The sequence below is a fragment of the uncultured Corynebacterium sp. genome (assembly GCF_945649885.1).
GTDB lineage: Bacteria > Actinomycetota > Actinomycetes > Mycobacteriales > Mycobacteriaceae > Corynebacterium.
In genome coordinates this window covers 1-18,335 of sequence record NZ_CALZFS010000051.1, presented here as the reverse complement: position 1 = coordinate 18,335, position 18,335 = coordinate 1, and the positions used below count along the sequence as shown (strand labels likewise).

General features: G+C 58.7%; 17 protein-coding genes and 1 pseudogene. 3 read left to right on the top strand and 15 right to left on the bottom strand.

Going from position 1 to position 18,335, the window contains the following annotated elements:
- Positions 1–74 precede the first annotated feature (74 nt).
- On the bottom strand, positions 75–578 hold the full coding sequence (tsaE, locus tag Q0M74_RS07240) for a tRNA (adenosine(37)-N6)-threonylcarbamoyltransferase complex ATPase subunit type 1 TsaE (RefSeq protein ID WP_293952917.1): 504 nt from the start codon (positions 576–578) through the stop codon (positions 75–77).
- Entirely contained in the window at positions 575–1,681 is a 1,107-nt protein-coding gene (gene alr / locus Q0M74_RS07235; protein WP_293952915.1) for an alanine racemase, read from the bottom strand. The genes tsaE and alr overlap by 4 nt, the downstream gene beginning before the upstream one ends.
- 113 nt (positions 1,682–1,794) lie before the next feature.
- On the opposite strand from alr, the gene Q0M74_RS07230 reads away from it, so the two are divergent.
- Positions 1,795–2,652 carry a dienelactone hydrolase family protein gene (locus Q0M74_RS07230; RefSeq protein WP_293952913.1) on the top strand — a complete coding sequence of 286 codons (858 nt, stop codon included), beginning with the start codon at positions 1,795–1,797 and terminating at the stop codon, positions 2,650–2,652.
- Between the two features lie 26 nt (positions 2,653–2,678).
- Here Q0M74_RS07230 and Q0M74_RS07225 read toward each other — a convergent pair whose 3' ends face one another.
- The 11 genes from Q0M74_RS07225 to eccCa form a co-directional block, all read right to left on the bottom strand.
- Complete coding sequence (locus Q0M74_RS07225) at positions 2,679–2,939, bottom strand: hypothetical protein (protein WP_293952911.1); 261 nt, start codon at positions 2,937–2,939, stop codon at positions 2,679–2,681.
- On the bottom strand, positions 2,939–4,438 hold the full coding sequence (locus tag Q0M74_RS07220; RefSeq protein WP_293952909.1) for a hypothetical protein: 1,500 nt from the start codon (positions 4,436–4,438) through the stop codon (positions 2,939–2,941). Before Q0M74_RS07220 ends, Q0M74_RS07225 begins: the two co-directional genes overlap by 1 nt.
- Positions 4,435–4,734: a hypothetical protein gene (locus tag Q0M74_RS07215; protein WP_293952907.1), complete on the bottom strand. Its 300-nt coding sequence runs from the start codon at positions 4,732–4,734 to the stop codon at positions 4,435–4,437. Before Q0M74_RS07215 ends, Q0M74_RS07220 begins: the two co-directional genes overlap by 4 nt.
- Before the next feature lie 116 nt (positions 4,735–4,850).
- On the bottom strand, positions 4,851–6,194 hold the full coding sequence (gene glmM, locus Q0M74_RS07210) for a phosphoglucosamine mutase (protein ID WP_293952905.1): 1,344 nt from the start codon (positions 6,192–6,194) through the stop codon (positions 4,851–4,853).
- Positions 6,195–6,375: 181 nt separating this feature from the next.
- Positions 6,376–6,924: a 30S ribosomal protein S9 gene (gene rpsI, locus Q0M74_RS07205; protein ID WP_293952902.1), complete on the bottom strand. Its 549-nt coding sequence runs from the start codon at positions 6,922–6,924 to the stop codon at positions 6,376–6,378.
- Positions 6,924–7,367, bottom strand: a complete 444-nt coding sequence (rplM, locus tag Q0M74_RS07200) for a 50S ribosomal protein L13 (protein WP_293952900.1) — start codon at positions 7,365–7,367, stop codon at positions 6,924–6,926. The genes rpsI and rplM overlap by 1 nt, the downstream gene beginning before the upstream one ends.
- A 252-nt stretch (positions 7,368–7,619) precedes the next feature.
- The gene (locus Q0M74_RS07195; protein ID WP_293952898.1) at positions 7,620–8,489 is read right to left on the bottom strand and encodes a sucrase ferredoxin; all 870 of its coding nucleotides are present in this window, start codon (positions 8,487–8,489) and stop codon (positions 7,620–7,622) included.
- A 362-nt stretch (positions 8,490–8,851) separates the two neighbouring features.
- On the bottom strand, positions 8,852–9,142 hold the full coding sequence (locus Q0M74_RS07190; protein ID WP_293952896.1) for a WXG100 family type VII secretion target: 291 nt from the start codon (positions 9,140–9,142) through the stop codon (positions 8,852–8,854).
- Positions 9,143–9,174: 32 nt separating this feature from the next.
- Positions 9,175–9,501 carry a WXG100 family type VII secretion target gene (locus Q0M74_RS07185; RefSeq protein WP_293952894.1) on the bottom strand — a complete coding sequence of 109 codons (327 nt, stop codon included), beginning with the start codon at positions 9,499–9,501 and terminating at the stop codon, positions 9,175–9,177.
- Positions 9,502–9,684: 183 nt separating this feature from the next.
- Positions 9,685–10,644 (bottom strand): type VII secretion-associated protein, encoded by a 960-nt coding sequence (locus Q0M74_RS07180; RefSeq protein WP_293952892.1) that lies wholly within the window; start codon positions 10,642–10,644, stop codon positions 9,685–9,687.
- Entirely contained in the window at positions 10,641–14,432 is a 3,792-nt protein-coding gene (gene eccCa / locus Q0M74_RS07175) for a type VII secretion protein EccCa (protein ID WP_293952890.1), read from the bottom strand. Before eccCa ends, Q0M74_RS07180 begins: the two co-directional genes overlap by 4 nt.
- Before the next feature lie 243 nt (positions 14,433–14,675).
- Between eccCa and eccD the strand changes: the two genes are divergently transcribed.
- Positions 14,676–16,058 (top strand): type VII secretion integral membrane protein EccD, encoded by a 1,383-nt coding sequence (gene eccD, locus Q0M74_RS07170; protein WP_293952888.1) that lies wholly within the window; start codon positions 14,676–14,678, stop codon positions 16,056–16,058.
- Positions 16,059–16,060: 2 nt separating this feature from the next.
- Complete coding sequence (mycP, locus tag Q0M74_RS07165; protein ID WP_293952886.1) at positions 16,061–17,308, top strand: type VII secretion-associated serine protease mycosin; 1,248 nt, start codon at positions 16,061–16,063, stop codon at positions 17,306–17,308.
- A 5-nt stretch (positions 17,309–17,313) separates the two neighbouring features.
- On the opposite strand, the gene Q0M74_RS07160 is transcribed toward mycP, so the two are convergent.
- Positions 17,314–17,742 carry a TIGR02611 family protein gene (locus Q0M74_RS07160; RefSeq protein WP_293952884.1) on the bottom strand — a complete coding sequence of 143 codons (429 nt, stop codon included), beginning with the start codon at positions 17,740–17,742 and terminating at the stop codon, positions 17,314–17,316.
- A gap of 199 nt (positions 17,743–17,941) precedes the next feature.
- Positions 17,942–18,335: pseudogene (locus Q0M74_RS07155) on the bottom strand (FAD-binding protein); the annotation flags it as partial.

Below are 18,335 nucleotides of genomic sequence, written 5' to 3'. Positions count from 1 at the left end.
CCGGCGGGGGAACCCTACCCCACAAGGGGCCACTCAGCCATGCCCTGGATCAGAGTGATCACCCGACTGTTGAATTAGTTCCCCCTGACCCACTTCCAGGTGAAGATGCGGGCCTCAGAGTCCGGGTCTTCCACCACGGCGGTTTCACGATCAATGGAGATCAGCAGATAGGAATCGGAAATCTGCTCCACCAGTCCCCCACCCCATTCTGCCACCACCACGGCTGTGTCCAGATCCGTGTCCAAATCCAGGGAGTCCAACGCACCCAGCGGGTCGGCATCAACATCATCGGGGTCCTCGCCTAGGAGACGGTAGGCATCCACGTGGATGAGTGTGGGTCCACTCACCTCTGAGCGGTGTTCCCGAGCGATCACGAAGGTGGGCGATGTGATGCGTCCTTTAACTTCCATGCCTCGGGCAATGCCCTGGGTGAAGGTGGTCTTGCCAGCACCCAGTGGGCCATCGAGAATGACCACATCACCGGCGTTAAGCGCCCTGCCCAGCTCCTCACCGAAGGCCTGGGTGTCCGGAGCTGTTTCAAAACGGCGGGTGCCGGATACGGGAAATTCTGGATTCACTTGTCTTCTCCTGTGTATTCGCGGACGGTGCGGCCCGTCGGGCGGCAGATAACCTCATAGTTGATGGTGCCCAGGGCGTCGGCAAGCTCAGTGGCGCTCATGCCCTGCTCACCGAAGATGACGGCCTCATCACCGGCTGTCACCGCGTGGGGGTTGTCGCCGAGGAAGACCACGAACTGGTCCATGCAGATCCGACCCACCTCGGAATAGTAGTGACCGTTGATGTTGACCCTGATGTGGTCCTGTGCCGCGCGTGGCACACCATCGGCGTAACCTGCGGGTACCACCGCCAGGAAGCCATCGGATTCTGCACGCCAGGTGAGGCTGTAGGAAGTACCCTCGCCCTTTTTAATGGGCTTGACCACCGTCACTGCACCGATCCAGCTCATGGCAGGACGCAGGCCATGGTCGAGTCCGTTGATGGGTTCCATGCCATAGAGGGCAACGCCGGGGCGCACCATGTCAAAGTACAAGTCAGGACGTGTCAGGGTGGCCGGGGAATTACATAGATGATTGGTGGGGACATCCAACCCCAGTGCCTGTGCGCGTGCAATGGCACGACGGAAGATCACCGCTTGTCGGTCAGTTTCCTCATTGTGGGGTTCATCAGCACAAGACAGATGTGAGAACAGACCAGTGACCTCAATGTGGTTGGCGTCGCGCAGCATGGTGAACACCTCATCCCAGTCATCTTCATCCACACCGGAACGGTGCAGTGCGGTGTCCACCTTGATAGATACGCGCACTCTGCGGGAGTCGCTAAGGGGGGCGTCGATAAGCACACGGGCATGCTGTGGGGAGATCACCGCAAGGTCAATGCCGGCATCAACCGCTGCTGTCCAGTCCTGTTCCGCGGACCAGATCCAGCACAGGACAGGCGCGGTGATGCCTGAGGCACGCAGCGCCAATGCCTCCGGAATGGTGGCAACACCGAAGGCATCCGCACCGTTGGCTGCCATGACAGGAGCAACCTTGTCCATGCCGTGGTTATAACCGTCCGCCTTGACCACCGCCATGAGCTTTGCATCCCCGGCCATGTCTTTGAGCAGGCGGGTGTTATAGGCGATGGCATCAAGGTCAATGCGGGTGGTCAGGAGATTCATGCTTTCATATTCTGCCACTACCCCTGATGGAAAACCTGGGCAGGGGGCCCTGAAAATGCTCCGGTTATGACACATGGCCCTCATCACCCGCGCTTTCCACTATTCTTGGACCTGTGGCTGACAATCTGAACAAACACCTGACAAAGCTTTCCAAGCGTGGACCGCACCGAGTGCTGGTTGGTGATCTTGACTATGCCGGACTGCAGGGCAAGATCTACACCCCGGCTGAGGGAAATGGCATCCCCGGTGTTGCCTTCGGTCACGATTGGCTCAAACCCATCAAGCACTATCACCAGACGCTTCGCCATCTGGCCAGCTGGGGTATTGCGGTTGCCGCCCCAAATACGGAAACCGGTGTGCTTCCTGATCATCAGGGCTTTGCCGCTGACATGGAATCTGCACTGCAGATCCTCGCCGGCGTGAAGCTTGGTAGTGGCAATGTCACTGTCAACCCCGGCAGTCTGGGCATGGTGGGACACGGTATGGGAGCAGGTGCCGCCATCTTGGCTTCTGCACACCGCAGCGCCGTCCGCGCCGTTGGTGCCCTCTACCCTGCCCCCACCTCCCCTTCTGCCATTGATGCGGCACCTGCTGTGAAGGCACCCGCTTTGATCCTCGGCGCTGGCGATCTCGGGATCTTTGAAGCAGGCGATCCTTCCAAGGTTGCTGCCAACTGGGGTGGCGAGGTCTGCTACCGCGAATTGGAGAAGGGTAACCAGCAGGGTTTCTCTGAAGACACCATGTTCAAGCTGCTGCTGGGCATCGGCAGTCCGCAAACTGGCCCACAGGAAACCGCCCGAGGCCTCCTCACCGGGTTCCTGCTCCACCAGCTGGGTTCGGAGAAGAAGTACAAGAGCTTCTCTGCGCCGGATGCCACGGCCAAGAAGGTGACCTCCTACTGGGGTGAGGAACTTCAGGAGAAGGCCTATCCTGCGGACACCTCACCGTTGCCCTTCCTGAATAACAAGTAATTCCTCTGCGGATGGTTGCTGAAATTTCAGGCCTCCCGCAGGACTGATTGCACAGGTCCACGGCCACGGGCCCGTCCCCGCGCAGGTTGCACCGGTTTCTTCACTGCCGGTGTGACCTGCGTTTTGTGATTTATCTGTCCCTGTTCCGGTGATGTAGTTCGGTTTGCTTGCATTGACTGCTTCGCTGCTGTCGTCTCCTTCTGCGCCTTGGCCAGTGCTTTTTCAAATTCCTCCATGCGTGCTGCAGCCCTGGCACGGAACTGGATGACAAAATCTTCATAGTCCACTACGACCACCCTCCTGCTTTACGAACCCGTGGCAGCCCTGCATTTTCTGCTGGCACAGGAGATGGTGCGGCCACTTGTTCCGAAACATGCACCGGCGTCACCGGTGCCGGAGCTGCTGCCGATGCTGCCACTGGACCGGTTTTATAATCGGCTGGCACCGCTGCTGGAATTGGCTTGGCTGGAGGTTCTGGAACATCCGCCAGTTCTGCTTCTGTGTTCTTGTCATTTACCGGTTCCGGTGCTGGAGGTACTGGTTTAACCACCGGCTCAGGTTCTAATTCCGGTGTTGCTTCCACAGGGACCTCAATCTCGGGGTTCATCGCCGCCAATGCCTCCTGAACCGCCTGCTCCAAGAAGTGCGCAATGGCACTGACACCGGCAATCACCAGTCCCACCCCAATGGCACCGATGACAATCTCACGGATACGGTGTCCTTCTGGTTCTTCCTCCAACACCGGGGCAGGATCAGAGTCCACCTCGAGCTCTGGTTCAGGTTCGTCTTCTGGTTCCTTCCCCTCATCCACGCAGTCCTCAGCAAGTTCAACTACTGGTTTTTCTTCAGGTTTTTCTTCACAGTCCTGCTCCGAATCTGGTGCTGGTTCTTCCTTTTCAGCCGACTTGTCTGCAGGCTTCTCAACAGCCTTCTTCTCAGCACTTTCTTCCTGGGAGTCTGACTTAGAATCTGACTTGGTATCAGGCTTGGTCTCCGGATTCTCAGTCACCGACGCTGGTGTGGTCATCACCTTCTCAGCCACCCCGGAAGCACTTGATCCCACGGCACCACCTGAAGCCCCTGTGGAAGATCCACTCGATGATCCGACGGAAGAACTCACAGCAGATCCGCCCGCTCCACCACCTACTTCCCCACCTGAAACTGCATCTGCCAAGGTCGGATCAGGTCTCTCGCACACCCTCTGCCCGTGGTCGATGAGCGCGCGATAGCATTCCTCGATCGCCCTATCACGGTCAGCACATAACCCTAAGATCATGGCTGCGGCATCATTGATGATGTCCGACCCCGCCTGTACCACAGCGGCAAAGGCTTCCGGGTGCTCCCGTGGGTCAATGGTGGACAGGTGCGCGGATATTTGGGCGATGATCTCCACCAGTTGTAGGAGGATGGCTTCTGCGCCTCGGTCTGATTCTGTCAGGGTGGTGTCAATGGCATCGGCGGCCCGGTCTGTGGCATCGGAAATCTCCTCCGCCTCATCCCTGCTGCTGAACCATGATTGGGCCCGCTCCACCAGTTCCGTGGCCAACATGCCTGCTCCCAGACTGCCGATGAATTTCACCACCGGTAGGAGCCATTGCTGTACGCCCGCTGTTTCGGTGGAACCGGCGGCCAGTCGCGCCCCCGCCCGTAACTCGCCGGTATCCACCCCGTCCACGGATTCATAGGCGCGTCGCAACGCTGTTTCCGATACGGACGGTCCCCCATAGCTGCCCCGGCTCGCATTCCGCAACGCGCTCACGGTCTGTCCATAACCGTCCAGGTTCATTCCACACCGTCCAGGGAGTCAGCGAAATCCTGATCCTCATCCGCATAAACCCCCACTTGGCGGGTGGCAGCGTCTGCGGTTGTCTCCAAAGCGGCAAGATGCTTATCGACGCTGCGGTGCAGCCCCTCAAACATCATTGCGACCTCAGCCCCCAGCGCCCCAAAGTCCCTACCGGCAGCGGTCACCGGATAGGAGGGCTGCTCTGCCTTGTGTATCTGACTCTGCGTGGCTGTTTCACCAAGCATCTTCTGCAGCGATGACAATGCCGCAGCCATCTCGAGGTTGAACCCTGACATGAAAAATCCCCCTGTGTAGTCAACAATGACAAGCGTTTTCGCCTACATCAGTGTTTGACTGCCCAAGGGGGTGCAACGGTTCCCTCATACAGGGAACTTTATTGTTGGAGAGGGGTCTAGGCCTCAGCGACTACTGCTGCCAGACGGCCAGCCACGCGACGTGCTTGCTCTTCTTCAGCTGCTTCCACCATGACGCGGAACAGTTCCTCAGTGCCGGAGGCACGCAGCAGAACGCGTCCGGTTTCACCGAGTTCTTCCTCAGCGGTCTTGATGGCTGCCTTGACGTTGGTGTCCTTCATGATGCAGGACTTATCCGATACCGGCACGTTGATCAGTACCTGCGGGAGAACAGTCATGGCCTGAGCCAGTTCCGCCAGGGTGCTTCCGGTCTCTGCCATACGTGCCATCAGGGACAGACCGGTGAGTACACCGTCACCGGTAGTGCCGTGATCTGGAAGAACGATATGTCCGGACTGCTCACCACCCAGGGCGAAGCCACCGGAGTTGAGATCAGCCAAGACATAACGGTCGCCCACCTTGGTGGTGCGCAGTTCAATGCCGGCTTTTTCCATGGCCAGCTTCAGACCCAGGTTGGACATGACCGTGGCGACGAGGGTGTTCTTACGCAGCTCACTGTTTTCCTTCATGGCGATGGCGAGGATTGCCATGATCTCATCACCGTCGACAATCTTGCCGTCCTTGTCCACAGCCAGGCAGCGGTCAGCGTCACCATCGTGGGCCAGTCCGATATCCGCACCGTGCTCAAGTACTGCAGCCTGCACCTGATCCATGTGGGTGGATCCACACTTTTCATTGATGTTGTAGGCGTTCGGCTTGTCGTGGATGGCAATGACCTTGGCGCCTGCCGCCTCATATGCCATCCGGGCCACATCGCTGGCTGCACCGTTGGCCGCATCGACCACAACGGTGATGCCCTTGAGGTTGGTGGGCACCGCATCAGCCAGATGCTGCAGATAGCGGTCCTGTGCATCTGGGGATTCCTCGATGACACGTCCAATGCCGTGGCCTGTTGGGCCTTCCTCCGGCAGGTCACCCATCACACGCTCAATCTCATCTTCGACCTCATCGGGGAGCTTGTGTCCACCGGCAGAGAAGAACTTGATGCCGTTATCAGGCATGGGGTTATGAGAGGCGGAGATCATCACGCCCATGTCAGCACCGTAGTCATCGGTGAGGAAGGCGACACCCGGGGTCGGGACAACACCGACGCGCAGAACATCCACGCCACGGCTGGCCATGCCGGCGGCCAGGGCGGCAGCGAGCATCTCACCGGAAACACGGGGATCGCGGCCGACGATAGCCACCGGACGACGTCCGGTGCTTCGGTTACCTGCAGTCAGGACATGCGCTGCAGCCGCACCAAGTTTGAGGGCAAGCGATGCCGTCAGGGATTTGTTCGCCAAGCCACGAACACCATCGGTTCCAAAAAGTCGAGTCATAGCTTACATTATGCACGCTGGCAAGCATTTTTCCCGATTCGGAAACAGCATCCGGTCTTCTTATCTCCTTCACCACACCCAGAGGGGTGGCAGGCACGATGGCATCGAAAAGCTTGTAGAAAGCGGACAACCCGCCCACCATGATGAAACGGTGAAGCGGGTTGAACGGTATAAGCGAAGATTAACGCTTGGAGTACTGCGGGGCACGACGTGCCTTGTGCAGACCAGCCTTCTTACGCTCAACTGCACGAGCGTCACGGGTGAGGAAGCCAGCCTTCTTCAGGCTTGGGCGCTCAGCCGGGTTGTAGGCGTTCAGTGCGCGGGCGATAGCCAGGCGGAAAGCGCCAGCCTGACCGGTAGGTCCGCCGCCACCCAGGTTTGCCTGGATGTCGAACTGATTCTCGCGGTCCAGCAGGACCAGAGGAGCCTTGATCAGCTGCTGGTGCAGCTTGTTCGGGAAGTAGTCTTCCAGTGAGCGACCGTTGCAGGTGATTTCGCCGGAGCCGGCGACCATGCGGACGCGAACGATGGCGCGCTTACGGCGACCAACGGTCTGGATCGGGCCCTCGAGAACTGCAGGAGCAGCCTCAAAGGTCTCTTCCTCGGAAGGAGTTGCAATAGCATCACCAATGGTGTTGGTGAACTCCTCGGTAGCAGCGGTTGCTGCAGCGATGTCGGCAGCGTCTGCGACGTTGCTCTCTACGTTCTCGTTCTGGATAGGCTCGGACATTACTGGGCCACCTTCTTGATCTCGTAGGACTCAGGCTTCTGAGCAGCGTATGGGTGCTCAGCACCAGCGAAGACGTGCAGCTTCTTTGCGGAAGCAGCGGTCAGCTTGTTGTGCGGCATCATGCCAACGATGGATTCCTCAAGCACACGCTCTGGGTGCAGTTCCAGGGAACGGCCCAGGGTCATGGACTTCAGACCGCCCGGGTAACCGGAGTGGCGGTAACGCATCTCGCGGTCACGCTTGTTGGAGGTGACGGCGACCTTGTCAGCGTTGATGATGATGACGTGGTCACCGCAGTCAACGTTAGGTGCGTACAAAGGCTTGCCCTTGCCGCGAAGCAGGCCTGCGGCGTGGGTAGCCAGGCGGCCCAGCACCACATCAGTGGCGTCGATGACGTACCACTTACGGGTGATGTCACCGCTCTTTGGGTGGTAAGTAGACACTATGACTCCTTAAATAAGTCTGTCTAGGAACTGCCAGCCAGGAACGTGTCCGGAAGAATCATGACGGCGGCCGGTGGTGACCCATACATGTTCTGCTGCCTCACACCTACCCCCTTGAGGGTGGGATCAGACTCCATACACAAAGATGAAATCTTACCTCTGATGGTGTGAGAATCCAAAAAGAGCGTGTGCGCTGGGATCTTTCAGACTGTTGGAGGAACGCTTTGACCTGGCACGGTAGCGAGGTTCAGATCAGGCCTGGTGGCTGACACCTGTGGCAACCCAGGACTTACCCACCTTGGGATCGTCACCGCAGGAAGAAATAACACCCTCGATTGTCTGCTGTTCCAGGGTCACCTCGAAGATGCGCCCATCAGGGTGAGTCACGGTGATCTCATCAACCTGCAGGCCGGAAATACCCACCTTTTCACCCTGGTTGATCAGGTGCTCCACCACCGCCAGTTCCACCACCTGTCCGCGGGCATCGCGTGTGCCCCGACCACGATTACCCGGATAGAAGAACTCACCCTGCTGTGCTGCGGTCAGCATGGCGGAGGTTGCTTCCCCATTCATCTGTCCAAAGGAGTAGTTCCAGGGCATCAACAGCATGGACGGGGCGAAACGGTGTCCTTTGGTATGAGACGATTCCCACACCTGGTCTGCGGGAAATGCCGGCACCATCTCTGCCGCCAGCGGACGTCCCTTGAGTGCACAACAGACATCACGTTTGGCATGAGTACAGATGAGAAGAACCGGGTGATCCACCGGCTGGGCATTATTTCTTCCCGGCGCGCTGAGATCCAGATCCAGAACCTGTTCAGGGTGTTCGATGGTGATCCGTTCCATCACCTCGAGTTCACTGAACACCAGGAATACGGTGTGGTCAGTGATGCCCCGGCCTTCACGTCCAGGCTTGCGGATCAGCTGCAGGCCCATTTTTGATGCCTTCAGGTGGCTTTTTAACTGGGCTGTGAGTTCCGGGGGGAAGGTCTCCCCGTCGAGTACGTCTCTGCTCCAGGCACCTGGATGTTCCAGGAGAACAAAGCCATTGCCTGTTTTGGCGGTGCCGGGCAGGGGTTCCACACCGGTGTCGGAACAGCGAACATTACTTACAGCAGTCAAGGAAACTATCACCAATCTCAGGGGGTCTTGTTATACCCCACAGGGTACGTCATTTCCGAGGAGGGGTTCCAGAGCCTGGTGGGTTGTGGCCAGAGCGGTGACGGATAAAAGCACACCCCAGATGCCTTCTCCGTTGTGCGGGGGCACGAAAAGAGAAGATACCTGGGGTGTGCGTAGCGGGAGGTCCAATGGGAGGTGGTCCACCTCATGGATTTGATGGGAGTGTGTCTGGAACCTTGGTTTCAGTGGACAAGGTGGACCAGGGTTGTCCCTCAGGATCCCCCGGCTACTAAATGGGGAAGAACAGTGGATTCGATAGATCACCTGCTTTCAACATCTGTGGTGTCTGAAGGTGGGTGCGGTTAGCCGCCCCAGCTTGCTGCGGCTTGGCGGTTAACGTCACTCATTCGCTCGGATCCCTGTTGAACCGTCTGGGAGATGGTGGCCAGGATGGTGTTGAGTTCAGCGGCTGCGGTGTCCCACTTCAGCTGGGCTTCGGTGTAGGCCGCAGCGGATTCGCCTTCCCAGGTAGAGACCATCGGCTGGATCTGCTGCTTGAGCCCATCCAGCAGGGAGTTGATGCGTCCAGAGGTTGAGTTGATGTCGGTGGCAGCACCTTGAATGGCGCCGAACTCATAACGGATCATGTCCATAGCATTGTGTCCTTTGTTTCTGATTGGGTGAACTAGAGTGCGAGTCCGGCGCCGTCGCCGGCTCCCACAGCGCTGAAGGCCTGGGCGTTGTCGGCTTCGGTGTTTTCGAAGGTCCGGGCATTGGCGCGGATATTGCCGGAGATGGCATCGAGTGCTTCCTGCAGTTTGCGTGCGGAATCATTCCAGCGGTTCATCAGTGCATCGAAGCTGACCTGTGCTTGTCCGGCCCAGCTGCCGCGTACGGAATCAACAACTCCGCGCAGTCGGTTCAGTTCACTTTGAACCTGGTCATTGGTGTCATCGACCTGGCCGGCGGTGGCCAGCATGACATCGGATTCTGTCCTGAAAAGATTTGACATTGGGGTTCGCCCCTCCTCGAACGAGATGTGTTGTGGTGTGTCAGTCCGGCACGGTGAAACTATGGTGACAATGGTGTGCCGGTCCCCCGGGAAAGGTCTTGTGACCTTTCCTGCTTAGTAAGACTGTGCAAACCCCTCTGAGGTTCCCTGAATGTGAAAATATTCTTGTTTGCTGCTCATCAGCTACCGCAACACCAGTGTTTCCACGATGTTTCTGCAGCCTGCTTTCTGGATCACTGTGGGTTCAAGGCGGGTCTGGCATCCCACGCTGATCTGTCTGCCGTTATCGAACCAGGTCACCCAGTTCACCACGGAGTCATCACCGGGGTCTTCGGTGTAGTCCAGGGCATCCAGCCCTGCCCGCTGTCCCTCCCACTCCCCGGTGGGTGCTGGGGCCAATGCGGGGTCTTCTGCGATCATGCGGCTGATTTCCTCGCGCACACGCTCTTCATCCACCCCGTGAAGAGGATCCACACCGATGTGGATGCGCATATCGGGGTCAGGTCCGGTCAGTACATGGGCATCTCCCTGTTCTTCCAACCGGTAACCATAAGGGACCTCCACGTGGAAGTTCTCGCTCATGAGCACTGTGGTGGTGAGGCTGGAAGTGGGCACGGTGTCGGTGGTGTCGGTTTCTACCTCTGCTGTGGCTGGTTGCACCTCCGGTGCCACCGGTGGTTCCGGGCCGGGATTTCCTCCCAGGAGAACCCATGCTCCGGCAACCGCACCGACGAACAGGGTGGTCAACAGGATGTGTAGGGGTCTGATGCCATAGAAGTGCCGGTGGGTCCTGCCCCTACTTGGTCGTGTGATCAGTAGGTCTGGTTCTTCTTCCCGGTCGGGGCCTTCATCAGGGAGGGGATGTTCCCGCAGGGTGTCCACCGGATAAGAGGTCACTCCCTTGGTGATGAAGGTCTTGGTGAGCACCTCGGTTACTGCTTCATCACCGTCGATGATCACCTCCACATCAGGCCAGTGCACCGATCCCAGCTGTCGAACCTGATCCACCACTGCCGGTACGGCCCAGCCTTCGATGATGCCTGCGGCCATGATGTCATAGCGGTAGACCGTGTCCGGTCCTTCAAAGATGGTGGCGGTTTCCAGCACCGTCACCGTCAGTGTCTCTGTCATGGTCCCGGTCATGATTCATCACCTCCGATGCGTGCCACCTGGCACAGTCCCACATTGTTTCCCCGGATGCTCATCTGGGCTCTGCCAGGCGGGAGTGCCGCAGGTTTAAGTCCCAGGATGGTGCCTTCATCCCGGTCGGTGTCAAAGAGCAGTACCTGGGGAGACTGATCCCTGAGCTCAGAGAGAATCGGGTCATAGAGGGCCCGCGATACCCCGCCTGACTTCCGGGTGAGCACCACATGCAGGCCGATGTCCCGGGCATGGGGTATCAACTGCCCCAGAGGGTGCAGGATGCCGGCGGGCAACAGATCATAATCATCAATGATCAGATAGATATCCGGCCCTTGCCACCATGATCGTTCCCGCAATTGGGCCGGGGTGATATCAGCATCAGGAAGCCGTGCCGACAGTGTTGCCACCATGTCAGTGACCGTCTGCTGTGCAGCCGTGGATGTCGCACAATAGGCGGTGACCATTGATTCATCCAGCATGCCCAGATGAGCACGCCTGAAGTCCATCACCACCATCCGTGCCTGTTCCCGCCCGATGACGCTCAGGCCCGCCGCGACAGTTCTGATCAAGGAGGTCTTGCCACACCCCTGTGAACCAAAGGCCATGAGGTGTCTGCTGCTCTCCGGATCCCAGGTCATGGTGGAAAGATCCACACCACCACGGGCGATGGGGATGCCCGGTTCCCTGGCGCTGTGAAGTTCATGGAGGGCGATATCAGTGGGCAACACATTCAATGCTGGCACCGGCTGCTGGCCCATCTCTGCGGCCTGGGTACAGACATGCGCGATGTCCTGGGTGGTGCTGTTGGCGATGAGCACCTGTTCAGACTGCAGGTTCAGTCCCCTGCCCGGGGCCGCCGGGAGACGCAACTGGGACTTACGGTCCACCACGGAATCCATGGCCTCACCAAGCTTCAGCTCCAGACGACCACTGATGAGATCCCTCAGCGCCGGCCGGATGGAACTCCACCGCTGAGTGCTCAGAACCAGGTGGACACGGGCAGCCAAACCATTAGAGGCGATATGAACAAAGACATCAAAAAGCTCCTCAAAATCCTGGGCAATCGTCTGCCACCCATCCACGATGAGGAAGGTATGGCGATGTTCAGGGCTCTCAATCAGCGCGGTGACCTCATCAAGGACACGACGAACACGTTCCGGATCACTCCGGTGCGCCACACCCGCAACATGCGGCAACCTGCCCAAATGTTCCATCGCAGTCCCAGAAAGATCAAGCACATAGAAACGGATATCCTCCGTGGAATGAGTCGCCGCCAACGAGACGACAATGCTGCGCAAAGCAGTGGACTTGCCACTCTGTGGACCACCACACACAGCAAAATGCCCAGCACCCCCTGCCGGGGAGAAATCCACCACCAACGGATCCTGACGCTGGTGATAAGGCCTGTCGATGATCCCGATATTGGCCGCCAATTCACCCACATCCTCCGCGACCATCCCGATGGACACCTCCGCAGGAAGAGGTGGCAGCCAGATCCGGTGGGCACTCAACCCCCGCGCAGCACCAGCAGCAACAGCAAGCGTGACGACGGCACTAATCAGCGTTTCCTCCCCGTGCTCAATAACCACCTCACCCGGAGTGGCCTCATCCCAACCAGTGAAAAGTCGAACCTGCTGAGGCACATGCTCAAGCTCCACACGCCGACTCACCGGACCAGATACATAACTGGCCTGAAAACGGGACACAGAATCCACATCAGATTTAAGAAAACCCGCGCCGGGTTGGGCAGGCAGATGATAAGCATCGGTCACACCCAGGACCTGACGTGATTCTGCTGCGGAGAAGGTCTTGAGGCCGATGCGGTAGGACAGGTGCGAGTCCAGACCACGTAGGCGCCCCTCCTCCAGACGTTGACTGGCCAGCAACAGGTGGATGTGCAGGGATCGACCCAACCTGCCGACAGCCACGAAGAGATCAGCAAAGTCAGGGTGTTGGCCGAGCATCTCAGAAAACTCATCCAAGACGATGACCAGGGCAGGCATCGGTTCCAGGTCTTCGCGGGTGTTGGCTGCAGCATTGTAATCATCGACATTGGCAAAACTCCCGGCACGACGCAGCTGCTCCTGGCGCCGGTTCATCTCCCCGGAGATGGCGTCGTACATGCGCTCAACCAGCACAGCTTCCTCTTCCAGGTTGGTGATCACCGCAGCCGTGTGTGGGAGGGTGTCGAAGCCGAGGAAGGTGGCGCCACCCTTGAAGTCCACAAGAACGAGGTTGAGTTCTGCCGGTGAATGGGTGATTATCAGCCCCAGGACGAGGGTGCGGAGTAGTTCAGATTTTCCGGAACCGGTGGCACCGATGCACAGGCCATGTGGCCCCATGCCTCCCTGGGCGGATTCTTTGAGGTCCAACATCATGGGCGTGCCCTGTTCTGTCAGGCCGAGGGGCACTGTCAGGCGGGAACGGGGTGTTTTTCTGTGTTTTACCCAGAGGGTGTCTGCGCTGAGGTGGGTGTGGTCCGGGATACCCAATAACGGCAGCAGGTCGCCGGAGACCCGTGCCTCGGTGGTGCTGGCGCGTCGATAAGCAGTCAACATGCGGCCGAAGGTGAGGGCGGTATCATAGGCGACCGCGTCCGGGGTGCCAAGTGTTTCCACTCCCTGGGCGGTGAACACGCTGAGCTGCTCATCCGCGTGGAGCAACAGGCCCTCCTGTTCCGCCCGCTGCCCCAAGGCGGTATTGGTCAGCGCCCCGACATTGATGATGCAGCTCCACTGCGGATCATCGATGTAGTCCTCCGTGCCGTTGGTCAGTTCTGAATCAACGATGAGCACCCGGTGGGCGGCATGTTCTGGTGCCCGGGAATGTGGCACCCATTTCAACCACTCCCAGCCCTGGTCACCTGGCGCTTGACCGGTCGCGGTGATGCTGATGACCTCCGGGCCATGGTGATAAAGCATCTGGAGCACCACCGCCCGCGCGAGATTATGGGCACCCGGACCATTGATCCCGAGGAACCGGAAGGCCTGCAACTGCACGACCACCGGCATTCCCTGCACCGACCCCACTGCCCTGACCGTATGCCGTAGGGACACCGCACACACCGGATCCAGGTCCTCCGGTGCGCCGGAGTCCGGAACCTCAATGCCCGGTGCCAGACTGGTGGTGCCCAACCCGAAACGAATCTCCAGACAATCCGGATCTCGGGCGCCCCGCTCCCACATCCGACGAGCTCCCAGGCGTGACCACAACATGGACGGGTCCGGATGGCGGTGCAGCTCATGGCTTCGCTGGCTCTGCGCATGCTCCAGCGCCTGTTCCCTTAATGCTCCCAGGTGCCGCATATATGTCCGCCGTGTTTCATCCGTGTCCTGTCCCTCCGGCGGCGAGAACATCATGGCCATGGACATCAGCATCATGAGTGGGAAAATCATCATCATCGGATTGAGGCGTCCACTCATCATCACCATCAGGGCTACCATCGCCAGGACCGCAGCCACCATGATCACCGGCAGCAACACCTTGATCAATGGCTTCGGTGTGGGCCGTTCTGCTGCAGGAACCACCTCCGCCACCAGAGGTGATGTGGGCAGCGGTGGTGCCGGATCACGTTCCGACCAGGTCACCGGTTCCACGATGTATCCGGCGATACGGGCTGGATCCCTGGGCGGCTGATCAGTGGCTGACACCGTGTCCGGATAGACAATCCGTGCCTGCCTGGTGGGTTGGTTTCCTACAGAGGCATTCAGAGAGGCATCCAACTCAGCTGCACTTTCCCTGTTCTCCCCTGCGCTGCCGGCATTCTCATCAGTGGTCACCGTGGTCATGGTGATTCAGTCCCCTCCCCAGTTCTCAACAACACCAATATCGCTTGCCCTCCCTCTGTTTATTTTGTGGTTAACAGGAAGGAAGAGTCGCGTCTCATTGATGGTTGGACTGCAAAACCGGCCTCAAGGTTCCCACTTCGCAGCAAAGTGGGTTTCTTCTCACCAAACCGGTTTTTGGCCAGGTTCTTTGGCAGACTTTCCAGACAACACAGGGATGCAACACAAGTTGGAGGGGGAAGCTGCGTGGCCATCGATAATGTGCTGCGGATCAGTGTGCGTATCGATCTCACCGTCGGTGACACACCTTTTGCCATGGCGGATCTGTCTTTACCGGCATGGTCCAGCCTGGCGGAGATTCTTGATGAGGTTCTGGAACTCACCGAAGCGCCGTTTATCTCCCGACCGTGGGTGGCACGCACCGCCACAGGCATCCCCGTTGATCCCGGTATCCCACTTTCACATACCCAGTTGGAGCAGGGTGGCGTGCTGGTACTGTCCCCGGAGCGCGACCTGCCGGTACCTGTGATCCGTGATTCTGCAGAAGCCCTGGTGGAATTATCCTCCAGCACGCGCACCATCGGCCTGGTTGATCTGATCACGCTCACCGGTGTGGGTGCGGTGGCACTGCTGCTTGCCAGTCCCGCAGCCAGCATGCTCGGGATGAATATCCGGATGGCTCTGTTGTCGATGGTCTGCACCATCATCTTTGCCTGGCTGCCCCGTGGAGATATCCACCCACAGGCCAACACCCCGGTGACGCGAGCAGTACTTCCTGTTTTGATCACAGCTCTGATCTCCGTGGGTGCAGCCATCACTGTCACAGACACCGTGGACACCAACCACCTGGCTTGGGCATTATTGTGCGCCTCAGGTTCCGGGCTTCTCACAGTGTTGATCCTGCATCTGTTTTTCCATCCACCCCTGCTCAGCAGTGCCGCCCTCACAGTATTTTTCCTCTGCCTGCTCACCACTGCAGCTGGGGTCGGTATCTCCCGGGCAGCGGACAATATCAGTGGCCCGGCAGCATTCACCATCGCTATTGCCCTGATTCTCATGAGCTTCGCCCCCAAGCTCGCCGCATCCATCGCCGGTCTCCGGGTCCCGACTCTTCCCACAGCAGGCCAGGATCTCTCGGTCAGTGACAACGGTCTTCAAGATCCCACCACGGCAGCACACCGGGCACAGATTCTCTACAGCGCGCAGATCCTCGCCCTCACGTTCATCGCTGCAGGGCTGATCATCTTCACCGCCCATCCAGGAACCTGGTTCTCCACGCTCTTCGCCTTCACCACCGCCATTGCCGCCCTGTTGCACTCCATCCGGCAGGACCGCGCGATTCCCACTTGGTCGCTGATGGTGCTGGCCTGTGCCGCCACCCTCACCACGGTTTTCTCGGTCACGCGGCAAGGAGAATCCTGGTCAGCTCTGCTGCTGGGTTGCGCCATCGCCTGTACCACCGTCACCGTGGCCATCTGGGTTTCCCGGATCCCGACCCCGGAACCCACCACCATCGTGTGGTTGGAAAGAATCGAATCCCTCTGTGTCGCCGCCACACCCCCACTCGCACTCCATCTACTTGATGTCTTCGGGATGCTCCGGGCAATGCACATCGGTCTGGGAGGTTGACCATGGCACAGCGTTCCTTCCTCCAAGTTTACCGCGCAGTTCTGATCACCAGCATGCTCATCCTGCCCGGACTCACTGGTTTATCTGCAGCACATGCCCAGGGCACGGTGGAACCGCTGGACTGCCCTGGTGTCGCACCCGTTGATGCCACCGTCCACCCCATGGATGATGCACTCCTGGAGTCCAAGGACAAAGCCCACCGCATTGCCACCGGTCGGGATGTCACCATCGCGATCATTGATACCGGAATCTCCCCGCATCCCCGCCTACCTGAACTGATCCCCGGCGGTGATTTTGTCGGTGCTCACCAACATGAGGATGTGCCCGGGGAACTCATCGACTGCGACGGCCACGGCACCATCATCGCCGGGATCATCGGGCTCAAACCCAATACCGGTTCCGGTTGGCCCTATGACGGCACCGGGGATTCCCACCACGGCATCGCACCGGATGCCAATCTCATCTCCATCAAACAGACCAGTGCCTTTGTCCGTACCTCCGGTGATACCGGAGTGGGAACATTAGGCACCTTGGCAGAATCCATCCACCGGGCCATTGATCTGGGTGCCGACATCATCAACGTGTCCGTGGTGTCCTGCGTTCCACCGGGCAGGGAACTTGATCAATCAGTCACTCCCCTTGATCAATCACTTCTCCGCGCAGAACATGAAGGTGTTCTGGTGGTTGCAGCGGCAGGAAATGTCAGTCAGGACTGTCCCACTGGATCAACTGTCTACCCTGCGCACTTCTCCACCGTGCTCGGGGTGGCTGCACGTTTTGATCCGCACACCATTGCCACCTATTCCGTCCCGAGTGATCAACCATTGTTATCTGCACAGGGGCTTGTCCCCGCCGGTGCATCACCGCGTGGGGATGGTTTTGTTCGTTCCATGCTGCATACTTCCGGGGAGAGCCCCTTTGAGGGGACAAGTTTCGCAGCTCCGGTGGTCAGTGCCACTGCTGCCCTGGTCAAAGAACGACATCCCCATATTTCACCTCAAGAAATCCGGGAACAGATTCTGGGAAGTGTCGACCCGGCGCGGGGTGCTGTGGATCCCTACCGGGCGTTGACCTTCGAACCTGATAACACTCCTGAGGTGAACAGCCGTGATGTTGTGGTGGCCGCACCCATCCCACCTGATGTATCTGCGGTACATAGAGCATGGTTTCTCCTGCTCGGGGTGGCTGCCCTCACCGTACTGGTCGCAGTAGGTACTGGTTGGTGGCAAAGCCGAGGTACAGGGAAATAGACAAGCTAGCGACTCAGCCCGAACCATTCCATGAAGTCATCCGCCCAAGGCAGGGTGCCGTAGTACCACATGGCCCAGAACGCCACCATGAAAACAATCCAGATCAGGATCAATAACAACAGCATGGTGATCATCCGAAAGCGGAAGGATTTGGTGCCGTACCAGGCGAAGAAACGGTCGTATTGGTGTACTCCCCAACCAAGCAGGCGTTTAGCCCAGTTCTGCTCCAGGGAGAGGATGCCCACGCCGATGAAGGTGGTCAGCCAACCCTGGCCCGGCAGTGGAATGGTGATGAGTCCGATGATCATCACCACCCATCCCAGAATCAGTGTGGCAGGCCGTACCAGGAAGCCGAACTTCTTCTTCTTTGAACGTTCGTGGGCGCCCTGTAGACGGTCAATCCGGTCATGGACCAGTTCGCGCATTGTTCCCATGGATCAGTACCACCCCTGCGGGACGGCGAAGCGGAGGCTCTCACCGGTGCTGTCGGTGGCCTGTGCCGGTCCAATTCGGGTGCTCATGGGGTGGGCCCTGCCAGATTCTTCCAATTGATGAGAAACAACAGTAGCTAACTTTACCCAACCTGCTGAGCGCGCAGTGGATCCTTGAGAGGTATTTCCCCCAACACCAGGTTCAGGCTCCGTGAACAACCTTGTCATAGAGGTTCGGGAAACGATGTTTGGGATCACATTTCTCCTTGAGCTCAGCCAACTTATCCCCGCCATAAATCTCGGAGAATTCCTCAGGAGTGTAGAAGGAGTCTGAGTACAGGAGGGTATGCCCGCCGAGTTCTGTGGCTTTCTTCTCCACTGCCCTGGCAAAGGCACCTTCCGGGGTGTCCTCCCCGAGCAGGTCTGCTGGTACCGAGGACCAGATGCCCACATCCACCCAGGTGGTGTGGGTGGTCAGTGGGGACAGCAGCCAGCGTCGCTCCCCAGCAGCACCGGAGGAATCCCCCTTCTCCAACAATCTCACCGGACACAGCCACACCGGTTCAATATCTGAGGCGTCTAGAAGCCAGGTCAGG